Consider the following 19,943-nt stretch of genomic DNA (forward strand, 5'->3'; position numbering starts at 1 on the left):
CCGGGGGCGACCAGCCCTACGCCGCCGTCGTAGTACGGCGGACCGTGGACGCGATGGTGGCCGAGCCCACCACGCGCGTGCCGTCGTACAGGACGATCGCCTGGCCCGGGGCGACGCCACGGACCGGCTCGGCGAAGGAGACATGCAGCTCGTCGCCGACCGGCTCCGCGGTCACCGGGGTCTCGTCGCCGTGGGCGCGCAGCTGCGCCGTGTACGCGCCGGAGCCCGCCGGGGCGGCGCCGCACCAGCGGGGCTTGATCGCGGTGAGCCCGGTGACGTCGAGCGCGGCCACCGGGCCGACCGTCACCGTGTTGTTCACCGGCGAGATGTCCAGGACGTACCGCGGCTTGCCGTCCGGGGCCGGGGTGCCGATCCGCAGGCCCTTGCGCTGGCCGATGGTGAAGCCGTACGCGCCCTCGTGGGTGCCCAGCTTCGCGCCGGACTCGTCGACGATGTCGCCCTCCGCCTTGCCCAGGCGGTTCGCGAGGAAGCCCTGGGTGTCGCCGTCGGCGATGAAGCAGATGTCGTGCGAGTCCGGCTTCTTCGCGACCGCGAGGCCGCGGCGCTCGGCCTCGGCGCGGATCTCTTCCTTCGTGGTGACGGTGTCGCCGAGCGGGAACATCGCGTGCGCGAGCTGCCGGTCGTCCAGGACCCCGAGGACGTACGACTGGTCCTTGGCCATGTCGGAGGCGCGGTGCAGCTCGCGGGTGCCGTCCTGGTTCTCGATCACCTTGGCGTAGTGACCCGTGCAGACCGCGTCGAAGCCGAGCGCGAGCGCCTTGTCGAGCAGCGCCGCGAACTTGATCTTCTCGTTGCAGCGCAGACAGGGGTTGGGGGTGCGACCGGCCTCGTACTCGGCGATGAAGTCCTCGACCACGTCCTCACGGAACCGCTCGGCCAGGTCCCAGACGTAGAAGGGGATGCCGATCACGTCGGCGGCGCGGCGGGCGTCACGGGAGTCCTCGATGGTGCAGCAGCCGCGGGCGCCGGTGCGGAAGGACTGCGGGTTCGCCGAGAGCGCGAGGTGCACTCCGGTCACGTCGTGGCCCGCTTCCGCGGCGCGGGCGGCGGCGACGGCGGAGTCGACCCCACCGGACATGGCGGCGAGGACGCGGAGGCGGCGCTGAGAGGCAGGGGTATCGGCACTCATAACTGTTCCAGAGTAGTCGGAACCTTTTGAAGCTCTTGCTTCGTTTTTACGATCACGGGATGGCACACGAGCGCTACATGGCATACGAGCACTACGGGGGAAGCGGTGGCCGAGGGCACTGATGCGAAGGCCGAGGGCACTGAGAAGAAGGGCGTGAGCAGACGCAAGCTGCTCGTCGGGGGCGGCTCCGCGGTCGTCGCGGGCGCGGCCGCGCTCACCTTCCAGGAGGAGCTGTCCCGCCTCTGGTGGCGGATCCCCGGGGTCGACAAGCAGCGGACCGAGGGCGAGGTGGACCAGTCGGGCGCGCGCTGGGTGGCGGCCTCGCGCGGAAATCTGCGGTACGCGGACCGGCCCGCGGACTACCGGATCGACCGCGTCATCGTGCATGTCACGCAGGGCAGCTACGCCACCGCGATCCGCGTCTTCAAGGACCCGCTGCACGCGGCGGCCGCGCACTATGTGATCCGCGCGAAGGACGGTGAGATCACACAGATGGCGCGCGAGCTGGACGTCGCCTTCCACGCGGGGAACCGGGGGTTCAACGAGCGGAGCATCGGCATCGAGCACGAGGGCTTCGTGGACAGGCCGTCGTCGTTCACGGACGTCATGTACCGGTCGTCGGCGCGGCTGTGCGCGGACATCTGCGCGCGGTACGAGATCCCGGTCGACCGCGAGCACATCCTGGGGCACAACGAGGTGCCGGGCGCCACGCACACCGATCCGGGCCCGCACTGGGACTGGGACCGGTACATACGGCTCGTACGGAAGGCGGCACGGGCCGCGTAACGCCAGGCCCTGTCTCCCCGATCTCCGCGGGCCCGCGACGCCGCCGTGACATCAGCCGCTGGTGCGGCGGGCGCACTCTCGCCGCACCAACTGCATCCATCGGCCGCTCCGCGGCGGGCGCGGTCCGATCCGCGGCGACCGGGGAGACAGGGCCAGGTCAGCTCAGGCCCGCCGACTGGGCCCGCTCCACCGCCGGGCCGATCGCCGCGGCCACCGCGTCGACGTCCGCCTTCGTCGACGTATGGCCGAGCGAGAAGCGGAGCGTGCCGCGGGCCAGGTCCGGGTCGGTGCCGGTGGCGAGCAGGACGTGGCTCGGCTGGGCCACGCCCGCGGTGCAGGCCGAGCCGGTGGAGCACTCGATGCCCTGCGCGTCGAGCAGGAGAAGCAGCGAGTCGCCCTCGCAGCCGGGGAACGTGAAGTGGGCGTTCGCCGGGAGGCGGTGGGCCGGGTCGAGCTCCGGGTCGCCGCCGAGGATCGCGTCCGGGACGGCCGTACGCACCGCCGTGACGAGCGCGTCCCGCAGGCCGCCGATCTCCCGCGCGAACCACTCGCGGCGCTCGGCGGCGATCCGCGCGGCCACCGCGAACGCGGCGGTCGCGGGCACGGCGAGGGTCCCGGAACGGACCTGCCGCTCCTGGCCGCCGCCGTGAAGCACCGGCACCGGGGTGTACTCACGGCCGAGCAGCAGCGCGCCGATGCCGTACGGGCCGCCGATCTTGTGGCCGCTGACGGAGAGCGCGGCGAGCCCGGAGTCCGCGAAGTCGACCGGGAGCTGACCCACGGCCTGCACCGCGTCGGCATGCAGCGGAATGCCGAACTCCGCGGCCACCTCCGCCAGTTCGCGGACCGGCATGACGGTGCCGATCTCGTTGTTGGCCCACATCACGGTGGCCAGGGCGACGTCATCGGGGTTGCGGGCGATGGCCTCGCGCAGCGCCTCCGGGTGCACCCGGCCGTACGCGTCGACGGGCAAGTACTCGACGGTTGCGCCCTCGTGCTCGCCCAGCCAGTGCACCACGTCCAGGACGGCGTGGTGCTCCACGGGGCTGGTGAGCACCCTCGTGCGGGCCGGGTCGGCGTCGCGCCGGGACCAGTAGAGCCCCTTCACGGCGAGGTTGTCCGCCTCGGTGCCGCCGGAGGTGAGGACGACCTCGCTGGGCCGGGCGCCGAGCGCCTCGGCGAGGGTCTCGCGGGCCTCCTCGACGGTGCGCCGGGCCCGCCGCCCCGCGGCATGCAGCGAAGAGGCATTACCGACGGCGGTGAGCTGGGCGGTCATCACCTCGACGGCTTCCGGGAGCATCGGGGTCGTCGCGGCGTGGTCTAGGTAGGCCATGGTGCGTCGATTCTACGAGCCGCAGTAGGGGAAATGACCAGACACCGATGTAAGGAGCTACTAGAGTTACGGTCATGACACAGGACATGGCGCGAGAAGACATGGCACAGGAACAGGAACAGGACATGGCACCGGACTGGATCCTTGACCGCACGTTCCCCAGCTCCGCCGGCGAGGTCCGCTGGGCCGAGCTCGGCGCACCGGACCTGCCGCCCGTGGTCCTCGTCCACGGCACCCCGTTCTCGTCGTACGTCTGGCGCGATATCGCCCGGGCGCTCGCGCGGGACCATCGGGTGTTCGTCTGGGATCTGCCCGGCTACGGGCAGTCGGAGATGCGCGACGGGCAGGACGTCTCGCTGCGCGCCCAGGGGAAGCTGTTCGCCGAACTCCTCGACCACTGGGGCCTGAACGGCCCGGACACCGACCCCGCCGCCGAACCCGTCGTCGTGGCCCATGACTTCGGCGGCTGCGTCGCGCTGCGCGCCCATCTGCTGCACGGGGCGCGCTACCGGCGCCTCGCCCTGGTCGACCCGGTGGCGCTCGCGCCGTGGGGCTCACCGACGTACCGCCTGCTCGGCGAGCACGCCGAGGTCTTCGGGCGCCTCCCGGCCCCGCTGCACGAGGCCGTGGTACGCGCGTATCTGAGCTCGGGCAGCCACCGCGGCCTGCACCCGGAGACGCTGGACCGGTTCACCGCGCCGTGGTGCACGGACGAGGGCCAAGCCTCGTTCTATCGGCAGATCAGCCAGAACGACCAGCGGTACACCGATGAAATCCAGGGCAAGTACGGCGAGTTGGAGCTGCCCGTCCTGGTCTGCTGGGGCATCGAGGACACCTGGATCCCGGTGGCGAAGGCCCACGAGCTGGCCGCGGCGGTGCCCGGCGCCGAGCTGCGGCTGTTCGAGGGCGCGGGCCATCTCGTCCAGGAGGACGCACCGGCCGAGCTGACGGCGGAGCTGATGCGGTTCTTCGCCGCCAAGGCGTAGCGGCCCGTCAGCCGATGTGCCAGGCCACCGCGCCGTTCGCCGTGACCAGGGCGGCGAGCACCGCCAGGTCGGCCACGCCGAGGCCGAGCCCGAGGAGGGCGCGGCCCCGGCGGGCGGTGCCGCCGCGCAGCGCGACGCAGGCGAGCGCGATGGCGAGCGGCCCCAGGATGACGTTCAGGACCAGGAGGCCGACGAGGCCGAGGACGAAGGAGGCGACGGCCGCGCCGTCGCTCGAACGGACCGCGCCCGAGGACGCCTTGGCGGTACGGGATGCGCTGAGCATGGCAGTCACGGCACTCACTTCGAACGGTGGTGGGCGAGGTGTTCCCGCACGGCGAAGGCGGTCAGCCAGCCGCCGATGACCGCGGCGGCCACGAAGGAGGCGGCGAGCGGGAGCTGAGCGACGGCGCCGAGCACGACACCTAGGAGGAGAAGTGCGGCAACCAGGACGATCACGAGAGCCCCTTCAGCGTACGACTGTTCACTGACTCCTCAGTCTAAACCCGCACTCCGCTCCCGCATTTCAGAAAACGGTTGTTTACTGAATGTCATGAGTCACACCGCCGCCGAAGCCTGCGCCCCCGCCGCACCCGCCGCACCCGCCGCACCCGCCCCCGAAGCCGTGGGCGCCCGTCAGGCGCAGAAGCTGAGGACCCGCCAGGCGCTGCTCGCCGCGAGCCTGGAACTTCTGGAGCGGCAGAGCCTGAGCAGCCTCGGGCTGCGCGAGGTGACCCGGGCCGTGGGCATCTCACCGGCCGCCTTCTACCGGCACTTCGCGGACATGGCGGACCTCGGGGTCGCGCTCGTCGAGGAGACCCTGGGCAGCCTGCACGGCGTGGTCGGCGCGATCCTCGCGGAGACCGGGGACAGCGAGGAGCGGGTGGCCCGCACCGTCGAGGTGATCGCCCGTCAGGTACGGGAGCAGCCGGGGCACTTCCGCTTCATCGTGCGCGAGCGGTACGGCGGCGTCGCGCCGGTACGCGAGGCCATCGCGGCCCAACTGCGCCGGTTCGCCGAGGAAGTGGCGGCGGCGCTCGCCGGGGAACCGGCGTCGGCGGGCTGGAGCCAGGAGGATCTGCGGATGCTGGGCGGGGTGTACGTCGGGCACATGGTGATGACGGCGGCGGACTTCCTGGAGGCGGGGCCCGAGGGCGCCGAGGAGGCGGCACAGGTCGCGCGGCGCAGGCTGCGGCTGGTGGCGGTGGGGCGGGAGCACTGGCTGGACGAGGCGTAGTTCGCGACGGAGCTCGGCCTCCTCGGCCTCCTCAGTCCCGGTACAGCAGTCTCCTCAGTCCCGGTACAGCTCGGTGATCGCCTGCGCCGCCCGGGCCAGTTCCGCTCTGGCTTCAGGCGGGTCCAGGACCTCCACCCGGTCCGCCAGGGAGAGCAGTTGGCGCACTTCGCGGACGTCGCCGAAGGCGAGGCGGACCCTGGCCCATCCTCCATCGCGTTCCGGTTCCGGATCCGCCACCAGAAACGCCCCATTCATCCGTACGAACATGTCCAGCCACCGCGCCCGCACCCGGGCCGTCACCATGACCGCGCCCGAGCGGTCCTCCACGCGGCGGCGCAACACCTCCCACGCATCGGCCAGTTCGACGCCCGGGCGGCGCCGTACCGGGTCCTCCGTCACCGTCGCCGTGTCGACGCGGTCCGCGCGGAACAGGCGCGGGGCGCCGCGATGGTCGGCGATCAGGTACCAGACGCCCGCTTTCAGGACCAGGCCGTACGGGTCCACGGTGTAGCGGCGCACCTCCCGCTGCCCGCTGTGCCGGTAGCGCAGCGCCAGGCGGCGGTCGCTGAACACCGCGTCCTGGAGGACGTCCAGGGCGTCGACCGCCTGGCGCGGGCCGCTGAGCCAGCGCACCGGGTCGACCAGGACGCGGCGGGACGTCAACTCGGCGGCGGGCCGGTGCGGTTCGGGCAGCGCGGCCATCACCTTGCGCAGGGCCGAGCCGAGCGCGGCGTCGAGCCCGAGGGCGGCGTGCGCGCCCTCGGCCGCCAGGATGAACAGGGCCCGCGACTCGTCGGCCGTCAGGCCCGTGACATCCGTACGGAATCCGGGGAGCAGCGCGATGCCGCCGTGCCGCCCGCGCTCGGCGTAGACCGGCACGCCGGTCGCGGACAGCGCCTCGACGTCGCGGTAAATGGTGCGTACGGAGACCTCGAGGCGCTCGGCGAGCTCATGGGCGGGGACGCGTCCGCGGGTCTGGAGCAGCAGGAGGATGGAGAGCAGCCGGTCGGACTTCACGGGTTCAGGATGCCGTCCCCGGTCCGGCCGTCGAACCGGCCCTACCGCGTGCGCGGCGCCCGCGCCAACTGCCGTGACTGGGCCACCAGGCGGTCCGCGCTGTCCCAGACCTCGGCGTCCTCCTCCAGGAAGCCACCCGCGAGGTTGCGTGTGCTGATCGCCACGCGCAGGGGGCCGGGTGCGGGCCTGCGCCGGACGTGCACGGTCAGTTCGACCGTGGGTACCCAGCCCTTCAGGCCCAGCTCGAAGGCGGTGGGCGGCAGTGCGTCCACGGCGAGGAGCAGGGACAGCGGGTCGTGGTCGCGGCCGTCGGCGAGCCCGAACCAGGCGCGCATCTCGCCGTTGCCGGACGGCTGCCCGAGCGCCCAGCCGAGGGTCGCGGGGTCGAGTTTCAGCCAGAGCCGGTCGGCGATCGCGGAGCTGCCGGGCACCGGCGGCCCGTCGGCCGGGGCGTCCTGCGGGCCGAAGCACTGCTCGACGGGCGGGATGGCCGGGGGCTCGGCCGTCGTACGGATCTCGTCGGTGAGGTCGTCGAGCGCGCCGTACGTGGCGAGCACCCGGATGCGTTCGACCTCCTGCCCGTCCTCGTCGCGCTGGACGAGCGACGCGGTGCCGGTGGAGAGGGTCCGTCCGGTACGGATCACGTCGGTACGGATGACCGCGGGGCCGGGCTGCGAGGCGGTCAGGTAGTGCGCGGAGACCGTGAACGGGTCGGAGTGCGGCAGCGCCGCGCCGAGCGCCCGGCCGAGCACGGCGAGGAGATAGCCGCCGTTGACCGCGTTGATGATGGTCCAGCCCGCGGAGAGCTCGGCGTCGTACACGCCGGGCTCGCGCAAGGTCACCGCGGTGTCGCGGTCGAATTCGCTGTCACCGATCGCGGCGGGGGCCGCCGTCGCACTGCCCTGATTCATGCGCAGCACCGTACAACACGAAACTACTAAGCGGTAGCTTTCTCGCGACGGCCCTGCCCGCTCTCACGGCTCCTCCGCCACCGTCACCCTGCGGTTCCAGGCGCGCGGGGCCCGCCAGCGGAACCGGAGGGCGAGCAGCCGGAGCACGAAGGCGAGGGCGGCGGCGAGGGTGCTGGTCACCGAGTTCAGGACGTCGAAGCTGATGCAGAGCGCCACGGAACCGGCGCCCACCATGGCCGGGACCGCGTACAGGTCGCGGTCCCAGCGCAGCAGCGACGGCACCTCATTGGCCAGGACGTCGCGGAGCACCCCGCCGCCGACCGCGGTCGCGAGACCCAGAGCGGCCGACGCGGTGAGCCCGAGCCCGTACTCGTACGCCTTGATCGTGCCCACCACACAGAAGAGGCCGAGGCCCGCGGCGTCGAAGACGCTGACGGCGCCGTTGATCCGCTCCACCTCGGGGTGCAGGAAGACCACCAAGGCCGCGGCGATCAGCGGGGTCACGAAGTAGCCGAGGTCCGTGAAGGCGGCGGGCGGGACCGCACCGATCATCACGTCCCGGAAGATGCCGCCACCGAGCGCGGTGGCCATCGCGAGCACGGCGATCCCGAAGACGTCGAAGTTCTTGCGGACGGCGAGGAGGGCGCCGGAGATCGCGAAGACGAAGATGCCGGCGAGGTCGAGGGCGTGCTGGATGGAGGGGGTGAAGAGATCCGTGAGGTCCTGGAACACGGACTGATTGTGCCGGGTGGCGGGGGCCGGGCTCGGCGTGGGCGGGCCCGCGGCGCCTTTTCCCCAGCCCCGCCCCTTCCCGGCTGTGCCGATATGCGGCTAACGCCGCGTGGGGGGCCTTGCCCCCGGACCCCCGCTCCTCAATCGCCGGAGGGGCTCTTTATGACGTCCTCCGTCGACGCAAGCAGCTTCGTGTCCCCGGGCTGCTGATCCGCGAAGTTCTCCGGATGGTGGCAGGCCACCTGGTGCCCGGTCCGGAGGGCCGTCAGCGGCGGCTCCGCCGTCCTGCAGATCTCCGTCGCCTTCCAGCAGCGCGTGTGGAAGCGGCAGCCGGGCGGCGGGGACAGGGGGGACGGCACGTCCCCGCGGAGCAGGATGCGGCCGTTGCCGTTGGTCTTGGCGGCGCGGCGCTTCGGGTCCGGGACCGGGACCGCGGAGAGCAGGGCCCGGGTGTACGGGTGCATCGGGGTGTCGTAGAGCGACTTGCGGTCGGCCAGCTCGACGATCTTGCCGAGGTACATCACCGCGATCCGGTCCGAGACATGGCGGATCACCGAGAGGTCGTGGGCGATGATCAGGTACGTCAGTCCGAGCTCGTCCTGCAGGTCGTCCAGGAGGTTGACCACCTGGGCCTGGATGGAGACGTCCAGGGCCGAGACCGGCTCGTCCGCGACCACCAGCTTGGGGCGCAGGGCCAACGCCCGTGCGATGCCGATGCGCTGGCGCTGGCCGCCGGAGAATTCGTGCGGATAGCGGTTGTAGTGCTCGGGGTTGAGGCCGACCACCTCGAGGAGGCGCTGCACCTCCTTCCTGACCCCGCCCTCCGGCGTGACGCCCTGAAGCTTGAACGGCGTCGAGACGATGGTGCCGACCGTATGCCGCGGATTCAGCGACGAGTACGGGTCCTGGAAGATCATCTGGACGTCGCGGCGCATCGGACGCATCGCGCGCACGCCCAGGTGCGTGATGTCGCGGCCCTCGAACTCGACCTGCCCGGCGGTGGGTTCGAGCAGCCGGGTGATCAGGCGGCCCATGGTGGACTTGCCGCAGCCCGACTCGCCCACCACGCCGAGGGTTTCACCCGAGCGCACGTCGAAGTCGATGCCGTCGACGGCCTTGACCGAGGCGACCTGGCGCTTGAGCACGCCCTTGCGGACCGGGAAGTGCTTCTGGAGCCCGGTGACCCTGAGCAGCGTCTCGCCCGGTGCCGGGTCCTCGGCAAGGGCCGCCGAGCCCGCCGAGCCGTCTTTCGCGGGGATGGTCACAGCCTTGTCCTGCTTGTCTTCGCTCACAGCTTGGGCGCAATCTCTTCGGTCCAGATACGTTCCCGCTGCTCCTGCGAGAGGTGGCAGGCGCTCCAGTGCCCGGACCCGGTCTCGGCCAGCTCCGGGCGGACGGTGCGGGTGACATTGCCCTTGGGCAGATCGGCGTACGGGCAGCGCGGGTTGAAGGCGCAGCCGGACGGGATGTTGATCAACGAGGGCGGGGAGCCCTTGACCGGGATCAGGCGGTCGGTCTGCTCCTTGTCGATGCGCGGCATCGAGCCCAACAGGCCCCAGGTGTAGGGGTGTTGCGGTTCGTAGAAGACCTTCTCCGCGGATCCGCGCTCGACGCAGCGGCCGCCGTACATCACCAGGATGTCGTCGGCGAGCTCGGCGACCACGCCCAGGTCGTGGGTGATGACGATGACGGCCGAGCCGAACTCCTTCTGGAGGTCCCGGATCAGGTCGAGGATCTGCGCCTGCACGGTCACGTCGAGCGCCGTGGTCGGCTCGTCCGCGATGAGCAGGTCGGGGTTGTTCACGAGCGACATCGCGATCATGGCGCGTTGGCGCATGCCGCCGGAGAACTCGTGCGGGTAGGAGTCGACCCGCTTGTCGGGCTGCGGGATGCCGACCCGGTCGAGCATCTCGATGGCCCGCTTGCGCGCGGTCTTCTTGTCCACGTCGTGGTGGACGCGGTACGCCTCCACGATCTGCTTGCCGATCGTGTAGTACGGGTGCAGCGCGGAGAGCGGATCCTGGAAGATCATCGACATCTCGCGGCCGCGCAGGCGACGTACCTCTTGCGGATCGGCGGTGAGCAACTCCTGGCCGTCCAGCCAGATTTCGCCGGAGAGCTGGGCCTTGCGCTTGCCGTACTGGCCCGCCGTGTGCAGGCCCATGATGCCGAGCGAGGTGACGGACTTGCCGGAGCCGGACTCGCCGACGATGCCGAGGGTCTTGCCCTTCTCCAGCTTGAAGCTGAGCCCGTCGACGGACTTGACCAGGCCGTCGTCGGTGGGGAAGTGCACCTTCAGATCGCGCACTTCGAGGAAGGCGGTGGGGGCGGCCGACGCGCCCGTGGACTCGGGTTCTCCGAGTGCGGCGCCGGTCTTGTTCAGGTCGGTCATCCGAGCCTCACTCGCGGGTCGATCACGGCGTACATCAGGTCAACGACGAGGTTGGCCAGGGTGATGGCGAGCGACATGCACAGCGTCACACCGAGGATCATCGGCAGGTCCTTGCCGTCGATCGCCTGCACCGCCTCACGGCCGAGCCCCGGCAGGTTGAAGGTCGTCTCGGTGAGGACGGCACCGCCCATCAGGATGCCCAGGTCCAGGCCGAAGACGGTGAGGATCGGGGTCATGGTGGAACGCAGCGCGTGCCGCCGGATGACCACGGGCTCCTTCACGCCCTTGGCCCGGGCGGTGCGGATGTAGTCCTCGCCGAGCACCTCCAGCATGGTGGCCCGGGTGAGCCGGGCGTACATCGCGGCCTGGAGGAAGGCGAGCACGATCCAGGGCAGGATCAGGGTCTCCACCCAGGTGCCGAAGGAGTCGTTGGTGGTGAGGCTGTCGTCGATGTGCACCCAGCCGAGGCTGTGCACGAAGATGCCCATGGCGATCATGCCGGTGAAGAAGATCGGCATCGAGACGCCGGAGAGCGCGGCCACCATCGCGGAACGGTCCCAGATCGAACCGCGCTTGAGCGCCGAGATGACACCGACGGCGACACCGCCGAACAGCCACAGGATCGCGGCGCCACCGGCCATCGCGGCGGTCACCGGCAGGGCGTCCTTGATGGTCTCCCACACCGGGGCCTCGGTACGGAAGGAGTAGCCGAGGCACGGCGACGGGCAGTGGGTCACGCTGTTGCCGCTGCCGAAGTCCCGGCCGAACGGGATGCCCTTGACGAACTCCGCGAACTGCACGAGGAGCGGGTCGTTCAGGCCCAGCTTCTCCCGGATTCCCTCGAGTTGCTCGGCGCCGGAGTTCTTGCCCGCGAAGAGCACGGCAAGGTCCTGCCCCGCCCACTTGGGCAGCATGTAGAAGATGGTGAACGTCGTGAGCAGCACGACAAGCACCATCACGATGACGGCGCCCAGGCGCCGGATGAGATAAGCAAGCACTGTGCGCGGCCCGCCGGCGGCCGGAATTCCGGGTTGCGGAGTTCCGGCCGCCGACCGGGGCCATCACCTGCCCTTCGGACTGGCGGGGTTCGGCGAGAGTGGACGGGCCAGCGGGCCGGTGACGATTACTTCACGCCGAGCGTGACGTAGTCGTAGCGGCCGCTGTAGGCGGCGGAGGAATAGACGTTGGTCAGCCGCGAGCTGCGCCAGGTGATGTTCTTCTCCTGCAGGAACGGCATCCAGTAGGCCTGGTCGATCACGCGGTGGCTCATGCCCTTGTAGATCTCGGCGGCCTTCTCCGGGCTGTCCGCTGCGATGGCGTCGTCGAAGAGCTTGTCGATCGTCTTGTCCTTGATCTCGGACTCGTTGTAGTTGCCGTTCTCGTAGATGAAGCGGCTGTCCCACAGCGGCTGGCCGAAGCCCTGGCCGGACGGGAAGTCCGGGCCCCAGCCGCTCATGATCATGCCGTAGCCGCGACTCTTGACCACCGAGGGGGAGCCGGTGATGCTCGGCGACTCGGAGCCGATGATGGTGTCGACCTGGAGCTTGATACCGACCTTGCCGAGGCTCTCCTGCAGCTGCGTGGCGGCCTCCTTCTCACCCGGGTTGTCGTTCCGCGCGGTGACCTTGGTGGAGAAGCCGTTCGGCTTGCCGCACTCCTTCAGCTCCGCCTTGGCCTTGGCGGCGTCCGGCTTGCCCTTGCGCTCCAGAATGCCGTACGGGTCGTACTCCGGGTCCGAGCCGGGGATGGCCTTGGGCAGCGGGCTCACCGCGATGTCACCGGCCGCGAGCTTGCCGCCGCGGACCTTCTGCAGCGCCGCGAAGTCGGTGGCGTAGAAGACCGCCTTGCGGCAGTGGACGTCGTCGAGCGGCTTGGCGGCCGTCACCAGGGCGACATAACGGATGAAGTCCGTCTGCATGTTGTCAACGTTGTCCTTGTGGTCCTGCATGGCCGTGATGCGACCCGACTGGGTCATGCCCGTGCCGTTCATGTCGAGGTCGTACTCGCCCGCGATCAGCTTCTTGTCGTTCTCCTCCTTGTTCGGGGAGAAGGCGACCGTGATCTTGTCGGGCAGGGCCGGGCGGATCGGGTCCGACTCCTTGTTCCAGTGCTTGTTGCGAACCAGGACGGCGCTCTTGCCCGGGCGGTAGGACTGGAACTTGTACGGGCCGTTCGAGAAGGGCTCGTTGGCGTACTTCGCCTTGGTGTCCTTCTCCTTCTTCACCGGCGAGCCGGACGGCATGGCCAGCATGTTCTCGAAGTCGCTGTTGGGCTCCGGGAGGTGGAAGATGATGGTCTTGTCGTCGGGCGTCTCGATCGCCTTCAGGCCCTCTTCGGAGTCGTCCTCGTAGGGGCCCTTGTACTTGCCCTCGGGGTCGAGCACGCTCTTCAGATACGCCGGGCCGCCGGTGATCACCTTGGTGGCCCAGGCGCGCTCGATGCCGTACTTGATGTCCTTGGAAGTCAGCTTGGAGCCGTCCTCCCAGGTGAGCCCGTCGCGCAGGGTGTACGTGTAGGTCTTGCCGTCGTCAGTGATCTTGGCGTTGTCCGTGGCCAGGTCCGGGACCAGCTTGTTGGACGCCTCGCCGGGCTTGGTGTCGTACGTGACCAGCTGGCGGGTGAAGAAGCGCATCGCGTCCCACGTCATGCCGTAGTAGGCGCGCTGCGGGTCGAGGGAGTCGAACGGCTGCTTCGCGATGAACTTGAGCGTGCCGCCCTTCTTCTTCGAGGGGTTGGCGACCTTGCCGATGCCCGCGTTGTAACCGGCGCCCTTCTTGGTCTCCTCGTCACCGCCGCCGCACGCGGTGGTGGTCATCAGCGCCGCTACCACGAGGGCCGCGCCCGCGGTGAGCCTTCGTTTGGTGAAACCTGTGGGCATTTCTCGCATCCTCCGAGATTCGCGGTCCCTGGCTCTGGTGCCGGAGAACCATGTGGAAGAGCCGCCTGACGGTACGGCAGGGGCAGGTCGGTCAGGGCTGTTCAGCGGGTTCCCTTGGGGTCCAGGGCGTCGCGCAACCCATCACCGAAGAGGTTGAAGGCAAGGACGGTGATGAAGATCGCCAGACCCGGGAAGACCATGAACATCGGGTCGTGCTCGTACACCTGGAGGGCGTCCCGGAGCATGCCGCCCCAGGAGGCGGTGGGCGGTCGCACACCGGCGCCGAGGAAGCTCAGCGCCGCTTCGGTGAGGATGTTGGTGGGGATCATCAGCGTGGTGTACACGGTGATGGGGGCCACCAGGTTGGGCAGCAGCTCCTTGAACAGGATGTGCCGGGAACCGCCGCCCAGGCTGCGGGCCGCCTCGACGTACTCCCGCTCGCGCAGCGACAGCGTCTGGCCGCGCACGATCCGGCCGATGTACGGCCAGCCGAACAGGCCGATGACCAGGATGAGGGTGGCGATCCGCACCCCGCTGCCGGTGAGTCCGAAGAGATCGTCCGGCAGCACCGAGACCAGGGCGATGATGAAGAGCAGCTGCGGGAACGAGAGCAGGACGTCCATCACCCGGCTGATCAGCGCGTCCACCCAGCCGCCGAAGAAACCGGCGATGATCCCGAACAGGGTGCCGAGGGCCACCGCGACCAGGGCGGCGAGCACGGCGACCAGCATCGAGACCCGGGCCCCGTAGACGATCCGGCTGAACACGTCCCGGCCGGTGTTCGGTTCGACACCGAACAGGAAGTCCCCGCTGATGCCGCCGAGGGCGCCCTTGGGCAGGTTGGTGATGTCCTCCAGCTGGTCCAAGTGGCCCTGGTTCGGGGGGTGTCCGAAGAGGCTCACGAGGAGCGGCGCGAAGACGCTGACCAGGACGAGCACGACGACAACGACCGCTCCGGCGAGCGCCACCTTGTCCTGCTTGAGGCGGTTCCAGGCGATCTGCTTGAGCGAACGCCCTTCGACCTTCTTGCCCGCGGCGTCGGCTGCGCCCTCTACGGGCGCGGCCTTCTCCGCGTCCGTGGCTGTGTCATGCATTGGCGCCGTCATCGTGGCAGGGTCCCCTCTCAACCGGTGGTGACCGGCCCGCACTTGCCGCTGTAGCGGCGGTTCCGTAGACGGTGCGAGCGACATCGACGCACTGGCCGACTGGTCGGTCTGCTCGCACACAGGCCCGAAAGGCCGTACATGCGGGGAGTCTTCAATGTGGCCGCGATCACCCGCCAGCCCTGTCCGTGAATGGATGCGCAACCGTGATGTGGCCAGCAGGCTTCCGCTATGCGAACAACTTGATCGCTTCAGCGGTTCACGACTGGGGCCCCAAACTGCCCCTAAAACGGTGGAGTTGGGCACGGGGGTCCAGGGGGCGCTGCATCCATCAGCGGCTTCGCCGCGGGCCCCTGGAGAAAGGTCCTCACTACCTTCAGTACGCGCCGGGCGCCGCGGGCGGATAGCCGTACCCGCCTGCCCCGATCTGCGCCGCAGGCGCCCCGTGGGCCTCACGGTCGTAGAACGGCCGGGCGTTGGCCCGCAGCCACAGGGCGACCGGGTCGAACTCGTCGGCCATCGCGACCGTCGACACCGCGAGCCCGTCCGGCACCGTGGCGACGGACTGCTGCATCATCGCGCGCACCGCGTCCACCGAGGCGGGATCGGTGGCGTACACGTCGAGACCGATCGCCAGATACGGGGTGCCGAGCGCCGGCTGCACCCAGGCACGGCGCAGCGCGCGTACGGCCGGGGTGCGATGGGCGTTCTGCGCGAGGTGGGCGTAGAACTGCGGGACCTCGATGGTGGGTTCGGAGATCCGCAGCGGTCCGGCGGGCAGCCGGTCCAGGCCCGTGGCGATGCGGCGCAGGTCGAGCCAGGGGACACCGACGCCGCCGCCGGGGGCGTGCGGATTGAGCCAGAGGCCGTAGTGGTCCGGGTATAGGGTGCGGGCCACGTCGAGGCCGGGGACGACCTCGTGGGCGCGGTTCCAGCCGGAGGCGGCGAGCTCCTGCGCGGAGGTCACGCAGGGCGCGTAGCCGTAGCCGTCGACCTCCATGTTCCCGTACTGCGCGTCGGGGGAACCGGCCTGGCCGTGCCAGAGCAGCATCCAGACGCGGTCCTGGGCGAGGGCGCCGAGCAACGCCTCGTACGCGTCATAGCGCCCGGGCGTCACCTGGCGCAGCATGTGCTCGACCTTCCCGGCCGCAGCCGTGCCCGACGCACTCACCGTAGACCGGCCCCCTTGGCGTGGTGTTCCGTACTCGATCCGCCCCCGGTCGTGGGGCGTTGGCTGGGAAACAGCTTATGGCGCGGCGGGCGGAACGCGGATGCGGCCCGGCCGCCCGAGCCGCGACTCATTGGTCCTGGCGATGGTCCCGGCGGTAGAAGGGGCGTACCTTCTCGGTCATCCAGGCGCCCACCGGGTCCTGGGCCACGTCAAGCAGGACCAGGTTGACCGGCCAGGGCACCGGGGCGCGGCCGAGCGCGCGGCCCAGGGCGTCCATGGGGAGGTTGCGGGCGGCGCCCTCCCATTGGGAGAGCTCGACGCCGACGAACATCACCGGCTTGTCGCCCTCGATGCTGGCCAGGCAGCGGCGGGCGCTGAGCACCACGCCGGTGGCCTCGAACTCCTCGCTCGTGACGGCCAGGAAGTCCACCGGGTCGTCCTGCCAGTCCGGTTCGAAGAGCCGGACGCGGCCGCCGCTGGCCGGGCCGTCGAGCGGGGTGCGCCCGTAGCGGCAGAGCTCGGCGACGGCGGGCGGCGGCAGCAGCGTGCCGACCGCGCCGGGGCCCGCGTCCGGGTTCACTGCGATGCCGAGCAGCGGCGGCAGGCCGCGGGCGAACTCCACGGCGGGCGCCGCGGTGAAGCTCATGTGATCGCCGACGATCTGCCGCAGGCGCTGCTCGGAGCTGAAGACGGGGACGTACGCCCGGTCGTCGATGGTGACGGTGGGCAGGTCCAGGTTCGGGCTGTCCGGGCCGCCGCCGTTCGGCAGCGGCACCCAGACCTTGCCTCGCCCCAGGGCCTCCACGATGCGCGGGCCCGCCGACTGGGCAGCGTGCGCCGCGGCTTCCGGTGAGCCCGCGGCGGAGGCGGCGAGGACCTCCTCCAGCTCGTTGGCCGGCCATCCGGGGTGCGGCCCGTCGGGCCCGCCCGGAGTCCCCTGTACCGGAATGTCCATCAATGTCCTCGTCGTCCCCTGTGTACCTCTGTGCGCTTCCGCTCGCGGTGCTGACCCGCGACGCCCACGACCTTAACTCCGCAAGCCGCCACGCTTCACGGGGCGGGCGGACGGACGGGCGGACGGGCGGACGGGCGGACGTCATTCCCCGAAGTCGACGCCCACCAGGGCCCCCGCCGCCTCCCGGTCCAGGAGCACCGCCGAGCCGCAGCCCCCGGGGATACGGCCGCGCTCCGCGTCCCGGACGAGCCGTCCGACCGCCCTGCGGTGCCGGGCGAAGGCGTACCGGGAGACCCGCCGCCCGCGCTCCCGCTGCCCCGCGAGCGCGACCTGCGGCGCGACGTCGAGCAGCAGGAGGTGCAGCACGCGGCCGCGGCGCCGGGCCTCGCGGGCGAGCCAGCGGCGCACCCAGCGCTGCGTACCGCAGTCGTGCACGACGACGCTGGCGCCGGAGCGCAGCGCCCGCCGCAGGTGCGCGTAGTGCGCGAGCCGGACGAGGGGGCGGTACGTCGCGTACGGCAGCTTCCGGGGCAGTCGGCGGGCCCAGCGGTCACGGGCGTCCTGGGAGTCGAAGCGGGGGGCCGCCACCGCCCGCTGGATCAGCGTGCTCTTGCCGCTGCCCGGCAGCCCCGAGACCACGACCATGTCGCCCTCGCCGAAGTGCAGCCTGCGGGGCGTGCGCCCGGCACGGCCGCGCAGGTCACGGACGATGGGCACCGGCCCGACCGCTCCGGCGGCCGCTGCCGCAGTGCGGGCGTCGGCCTCCCGCTGTCCCGGCACCACGACGCCTGTCGTGGGCACCCCTGCGTACGCGCCGGCCTCGTGCACCGTGATCGTCCTCCCCCTCCGCAGCGTGACTGTCTCCTTACCGCCGAGTGTAAAGAGCCGGTAATGCGGCACAAGCTCTTTCCACACAGACGGGACGTGCAATGATGTCCGCGCCAACTGCATACCGGCCGCTTGAATCCGCGCGGGAGAGCTCCCAGTCACGCACTGGGGCGCCGAAGGAGCAAGTCCCTCCCTTGAATCTCTCAGGTCCCGATACCGCGCGGGCGAGGCAGATCTGAAAAGCGGGCCCGTCCCGGCACTGCGCCGTACGGCCCCACCCAAGGTGCAAGTCGCGCCGTCCTTCCAGGGGAGCGCAGCGCGACGAACCTCTCAGGTTTATGACAGATGGGGAGGAACGACCTCACCCGTCATGCCCTGGGAGCCAGACACATGACAGATTCTTCGCACATCCCGCGCAAGACCGCGCTCGATGCCCTGCATCGTTCGCTCGGCGCGACCATGACCGACTTCGCGGGCTGGGACATGCCGCTGCGGTACGGCAGTGAGCGCGACGAGCACAACGCCGTACGCACCAAGGCCGGGCTCTTCGACCTCTCCCACATGGGTGAGATCACCGTCACCGGCGCGCAGGCCGCGGACCTCCTTGACTACGCCCTCGTCGGCAACATCGGCGGAGTGAAGCCGGGCCGGGCCCGCTACACCATGATCTGCCAGGAGGACGGCGGCATCCTCGACGACCTGATCGTGTACCGGCTGGGGGACGCCGAGTACATGGTGGTCGCCAACGCCTCCAACGCCCAGGTCGTCCTGGACGCCCTGACCGAGCGCGCCGCCGGTTTCGACGCCGAGGTGCGCGACGACCGCGAGGCCTACGCGCTGCTCGCGGTACAGGGCCCGGACTCCCCCGCCATCCTCAAGGCGGTCACGGACGCCGACCTGGACGGCCTGAAGTACTACGCGGGTCTGCCCGGCACCGTCGCCGGGGTCCCGGCGCTGATCGCGCGCACCGGCTACACCGGCGAGGACGGCTTCGAGCTGTTCCTGAAGCCGGAGCACGCCGAGACCGTGTGGCAGGCGCTGACCGCGGCCGGTCAGTCGTACGGCCTGGTGCCGTGCGGGCTCTCCTGCCGGGACACGCTGCGCCTCGAGGCGGGCATGCCGCTGTACGGGCATGAGCTGTCCACCTCGCTGACCCCGTTCGACGCGGGGCTCGGCCGGGTCGTCAAGTTCGAGAAGACCACGAACGACGGGAAGTTCGTGGGCCGCGAGGCGCTGGAGCGGGCCGCCGAGCGGGCCGAGCAGAACCCGCCGCGCAAGCTCGTCGGCCTGATCGCCGAGGGCCGCCGGGTGCCCCGTGCCGGATACGCCGTGGTCGCCGAGGGCGCCCCGGTCGGCGAGGTCACCTCGGGTGCCCCGTCCCCGACGCTCGGCAAGCCGATCGCCATGGCGTACGTCGACGCGGCGCACGCCGAGCCCGGCGTCAAGGGCGTCGGCGTCGACATTCGCGGTACCCACGAGCCGTACGAGGTCGTGGCGCTGCCGTTCTACAAGCGCCAGAAGTGACACTCGGTCCGGCCACGCCCGGCCGCACCGTCCTCAGGTTCCTCACCACTCCCCCGCGTACAGGAGAATTCAGGCCATGAGCAATCCCCAGGAACTGCGTTACAGCAAGGAGCACGAGTGGCTGTCGGCCGCCGCTGACGGCGTCTCGACGGTCGGCATCACCGAGCACGCGGCCAACGCGCTCGGCGATGTGGTCTTCGTCGACCTGCCGGAGGTCGGCGCGACGGTGACCGCGGGCGAGACCTGCGGCGAACTGGAGTCCACCAAGTCCGTGAGCGAGCTGTACTCGCCGGTGACCGGTGAGATCACCGAGGTCAACGAGGACGTGGTGAACGACCCGTCCCTGGTCAACTCGGCCCCGTTCGAGGGCGGTTGGCTGTTCAAGGTCCGCGTCTCGGAGGAGCCGAAGGACCTGCTCTCCGCCGACGAGTACACCGAGTTCTCCGGCTCCTGAGCCGCGTAGGCCGCCCTTAAGGACGTAACGCATGTCGCTTCTCAACACCCCGCTGCACGAGCTCGACCCGGATGTCGCCGCCGCTGTCGACGCCGAGCTGCACCGCCAGCAGTCCACGCTCGAAATGATCGCCTCGGAGAACTTCGCCCCGGTCGCGGTCATGGAGGCCCAGGGCTCGGTCCTCACCAACAAGTACGCCGAGGGCTACCCCGGCCGCCGTTACTACGGCGGCTGTGAGCACGTCGACGTGGTCGAGCAGATCGCCATCGACCGCATCAAGGAGCTCTTCGGCGCCGAGGCCGCCAACGTCCAGCCGCACTCCGGTGCGCAGGCGAACGCGGCCGCGATGTTCGCGCTGCTCAAGCCGGGCGACACGATCATGGGTCTGAATCTCGCGCACGGCGGGCACCTGACCCACGGCATGAAGATCAACTTCTCCGGCAAGCTCTACAACGTCGTCGCCTACCACGTCGACGACCGGACCGGCCA

General features: G+C 70.6%; 20 protein-coding genes, 1 pseudogene and 2 riboswitches. Of the genes and pseudogenes, 6 read left to right on the top strand and 15 right to left on the bottom strand.

What is annotated here, in order from left to right:
- Positions 1-16: 16 nt before the first annotated feature.
- Positions 17-1,150, bottom strand: a complete 1,134-nt coding sequence (gene mnmA / locus ACWD10_RS31035; RefSeq protein ID WP_451096948.1) for a tRNA 2-thiouridine(34) synthase MnmA — start codon at positions 1,148-1,150, stop codon at positions 17-19.
- Between the two features lie 105 nt (positions 1,151-1,255).
- Here mnmA and ACWD10_RS31040 point away from each other — a divergent pair, with 105 nt between their 5' ends.
- A complete protein-coding gene (locus tag ACWD10_RS31040) occupies positions 1,256-1,936 on the top strand; it encodes an N-acetylmuramoyl-L-alanine amidase (RefSeq protein ID WP_451096950.1) in 681 nt (226 codons plus the stop codon).
- A 157-nt stretch (positions 1,937-2,093) separates the two neighbouring features.
- Here the strand turns inward: ACWD10_RS31040 and ACWD10_RS31045 are convergent, their stop codons facing one another.
- Entirely contained in the window at positions 2,094-3,269 is a 1,176-nt protein-coding gene (locus tag ACWD10_RS31045; protein ID WP_451096952.1) for a cysteine desulfurase family protein, read from the bottom strand.
- Between the two features lie 125 nt (positions 3,270-3,394).
- Between ACWD10_RS31045 and ACWD10_RS31050 the strand changes: the two genes are divergently transcribed.
- Complete coding sequence (locus ACWD10_RS31050) at positions 3,395-4,255, top strand: alpha/beta fold hydrolase (RefSeq protein ID WP_451096984.1); 861 nt, start codon at positions 3,395-3,397, stop codon at positions 4,253-4,255.
- A gap of 7 nt (positions 4,256-4,262) precedes the next feature.
- On the opposite strand, the gene ACWD10_RS31055 is transcribed toward ACWD10_RS31050, so the two are convergent.
- Both ACWD10_RS31055 and ACWD10_RS31060 read right to left on the bottom strand, forming a co-directional pair.
- Entirely contained in the window at positions 4,263-4,538 is a 276-nt protein-coding gene (locus ACWD10_RS31055; protein ID WP_451096954.1) for a DUF4190 domain-containing protein, read from the bottom strand.
- A gap of 14 nt (positions 4,539-4,552) precedes the next feature.
- The gene (locus tag ACWD10_RS31060; protein ID WP_451096956.1) at positions 4,553-4,711 is read right to left on the bottom strand and encodes a hypothetical protein; all 159 of its coding nucleotides are present in this window, start codon (positions 4,709-4,711) and stop codon (positions 4,553-4,555) included.
- A 94-nt stretch (positions 4,712-4,805) separates the two neighbouring features.
- On the opposite strand from ACWD10_RS31060, the gene ACWD10_RS31065 reads away from it, so the two are divergent.
- Entirely contained in the window at positions 4,806-5,489 is a 684-nt protein-coding gene (locus tag ACWD10_RS31065) for a TetR family transcriptional regulator (RefSeq protein WP_451096958.1), read from the top strand.
- Positions 5,490-5,543: 54 nt separating this feature from the next.
- On the opposite strand, the gene ACWD10_RS31070 is transcribed toward ACWD10_RS31065, so the two are convergent.
- The 11 genes from ACWD10_RS31070 to ACWD10_RS31120 all read right to left on the bottom strand — a co-directional run bounded on the left by ACWD10_RS31070 (position 5,544) and on the right by ACWD10_RS31120 (position 17,476).
- Positions 5,544-6,506 carry a helix-turn-helix transcriptional regulator gene (locus tag ACWD10_RS31070; protein WP_451096960.1) on the bottom strand — a complete coding sequence of 321 codons (963 nt, stop codon included), beginning with the start codon at positions 6,504-6,506 and terminating at the stop codon, positions 5,544-5,546.
- Between the two features lie 41 nt (positions 6,507-6,547).
- Entirely contained in the window at positions 6,548-7,417 is an 870-nt protein-coding gene (locus ACWD10_RS31075; RefSeq protein WP_451096962.1) for a thioesterase family protein, read from the bottom strand.
- 63 nt (positions 7,418-7,480) lie between these two features.
- The gene (locus ACWD10_RS31080; RefSeq protein ID WP_451096964.1) at positions 7,481-8,149 is read right to left on the bottom strand and encodes a trimeric intracellular cation channel family protein; all 669 of its coding nucleotides are present in this window, start codon (positions 8,147-8,149) and stop codon (positions 7,481-7,483) included.
- A gap of 140 nt (positions 8,150-8,289) precedes the next feature.
- Positions 8,290-9,408, bottom strand: a complete 1,119-nt coding sequence (locus tag ACWD10_RS31085; protein ID WP_451096986.1) for an ABC transporter ATP-binding protein — start codon at positions 9,406-9,408, stop codon at positions 8,290-8,292.
- A 29-nt stretch (positions 9,409-9,437) separates the two neighbouring features.
- Complete coding sequence (locus tag ACWD10_RS31090) at positions 9,438-10,541, bottom strand: ABC transporter ATP-binding protein (RefSeq protein ID WP_451096966.1); 1,104 nt, start codon at positions 10,539-10,541, stop codon at positions 9,438-9,440.
- On the bottom strand, positions 10,538-11,539 hold the full coding sequence (locus ACWD10_RS31095; RefSeq protein WP_451096968.1) for an ABC transporter permease: 1,002 nt from the start codon (positions 11,537-11,539) through the stop codon (positions 10,538-10,540). The genes ACWD10_RS31090 and ACWD10_RS31095 overlap by 4 nt, the downstream gene beginning before the upstream one ends.
- A 125-nt stretch (positions 11,540-11,664) precedes the next feature.
- A complete protein-coding gene (locus tag ACWD10_RS31100) occupies positions 11,665-13,419 on the bottom strand; it encodes an ABC transporter substrate-binding protein (protein ID WP_451096970.1) in 1,755 nt (584 codons plus the stop codon).
- A 101-nt stretch (positions 13,420-13,520) separates the two neighbouring features.
- Positions 13,521-14,525, bottom strand: a complete 1,005-nt coding sequence (locus ACWD10_RS31105; protein WP_451096972.1) for an ABC transporter permease — start codon at positions 14,523-14,525, stop codon at positions 13,521-13,523.
- Between the two features lie 373 nt (positions 14,526-14,898).
- Positions 14,899-15,693 (bottom strand): enhanced serine sensitivity protein SseB C-terminal domain-containing protein, encoded by a 795-nt coding sequence (locus ACWD10_RS31110; protein ID WP_451096974.1) that lies wholly within the window; start codon positions 15,691-15,693, stop codon positions 14,899-14,901.
- A 127-nt stretch (positions 15,694-15,820) separates the two neighbouring features.
- Positions 15,821-16,648 (bottom strand): enhanced serine sensitivity protein SseB, encoded by an 828-nt coding sequence (locus ACWD10_RS31115; RefSeq protein ID WP_451096976.1) that lies wholly within the window; start codon positions 16,646-16,648, stop codon positions 15,821-15,823.
- A gap of 141 nt (positions 16,649-16,789) precedes the next feature.
- The gene (locus ACWD10_RS31120; RefSeq protein ID WP_451096978.1) at positions 16,790-17,476 is read right to left on the bottom strand and encodes an AAA family ATPase; all 687 of its coding nucleotides are present in this window, start codon (positions 17,474-17,476) and stop codon (positions 16,790-16,792) included.
- Between the two features lie 133 nt (positions 17,477-17,609).
- Positions 17,610-17,705, top strand: a riboswitch (glycine riboswitch).
- A riboswitch (glycine riboswitch) is annotated at positions 17,706-17,831 on the top strand.
- Positions 17,832-17,866: 35 nt separating this feature from the next.
- On the opposite strand from ACWD10_RS31120, the gene gcvT reads away from it, so the two are divergent.
- The 3 genes and pseudogenes from gcvT to ACWD10_RS31135 all read left to right on the top strand — a co-directional run.
- A complete protein-coding gene (gene gcvT, locus ACWD10_RS31125) occupies positions 17,867-19,000 on the top strand; it encodes a glycine cleavage system aminomethyltransferase GcvT (protein ID WP_451096980.1) in 1,134 nt (377 codons plus the stop codon).
- A 76-nt stretch (positions 19,001-19,076) separates the two neighbouring features.
- Positions 19,077-19,454, top strand: a complete 378-nt coding sequence (gene gcvH / locus ACWD10_RS31130) for a glycine cleavage system protein GcvH (protein WP_451096982.1) — start codon at positions 19,077-19,079, stop codon at positions 19,452-19,454.
- Between the two features lie 31 nt (positions 19,455-19,485).
- Positions 19,486-19,943: pseudogene (locus ACWD10_RS31135) on the top strand (serine hydroxymethyltransferase); the annotation flags it as partial.

This window comes from Streptomyces sp. NPDC002851 (assembly GCF_053591935.1).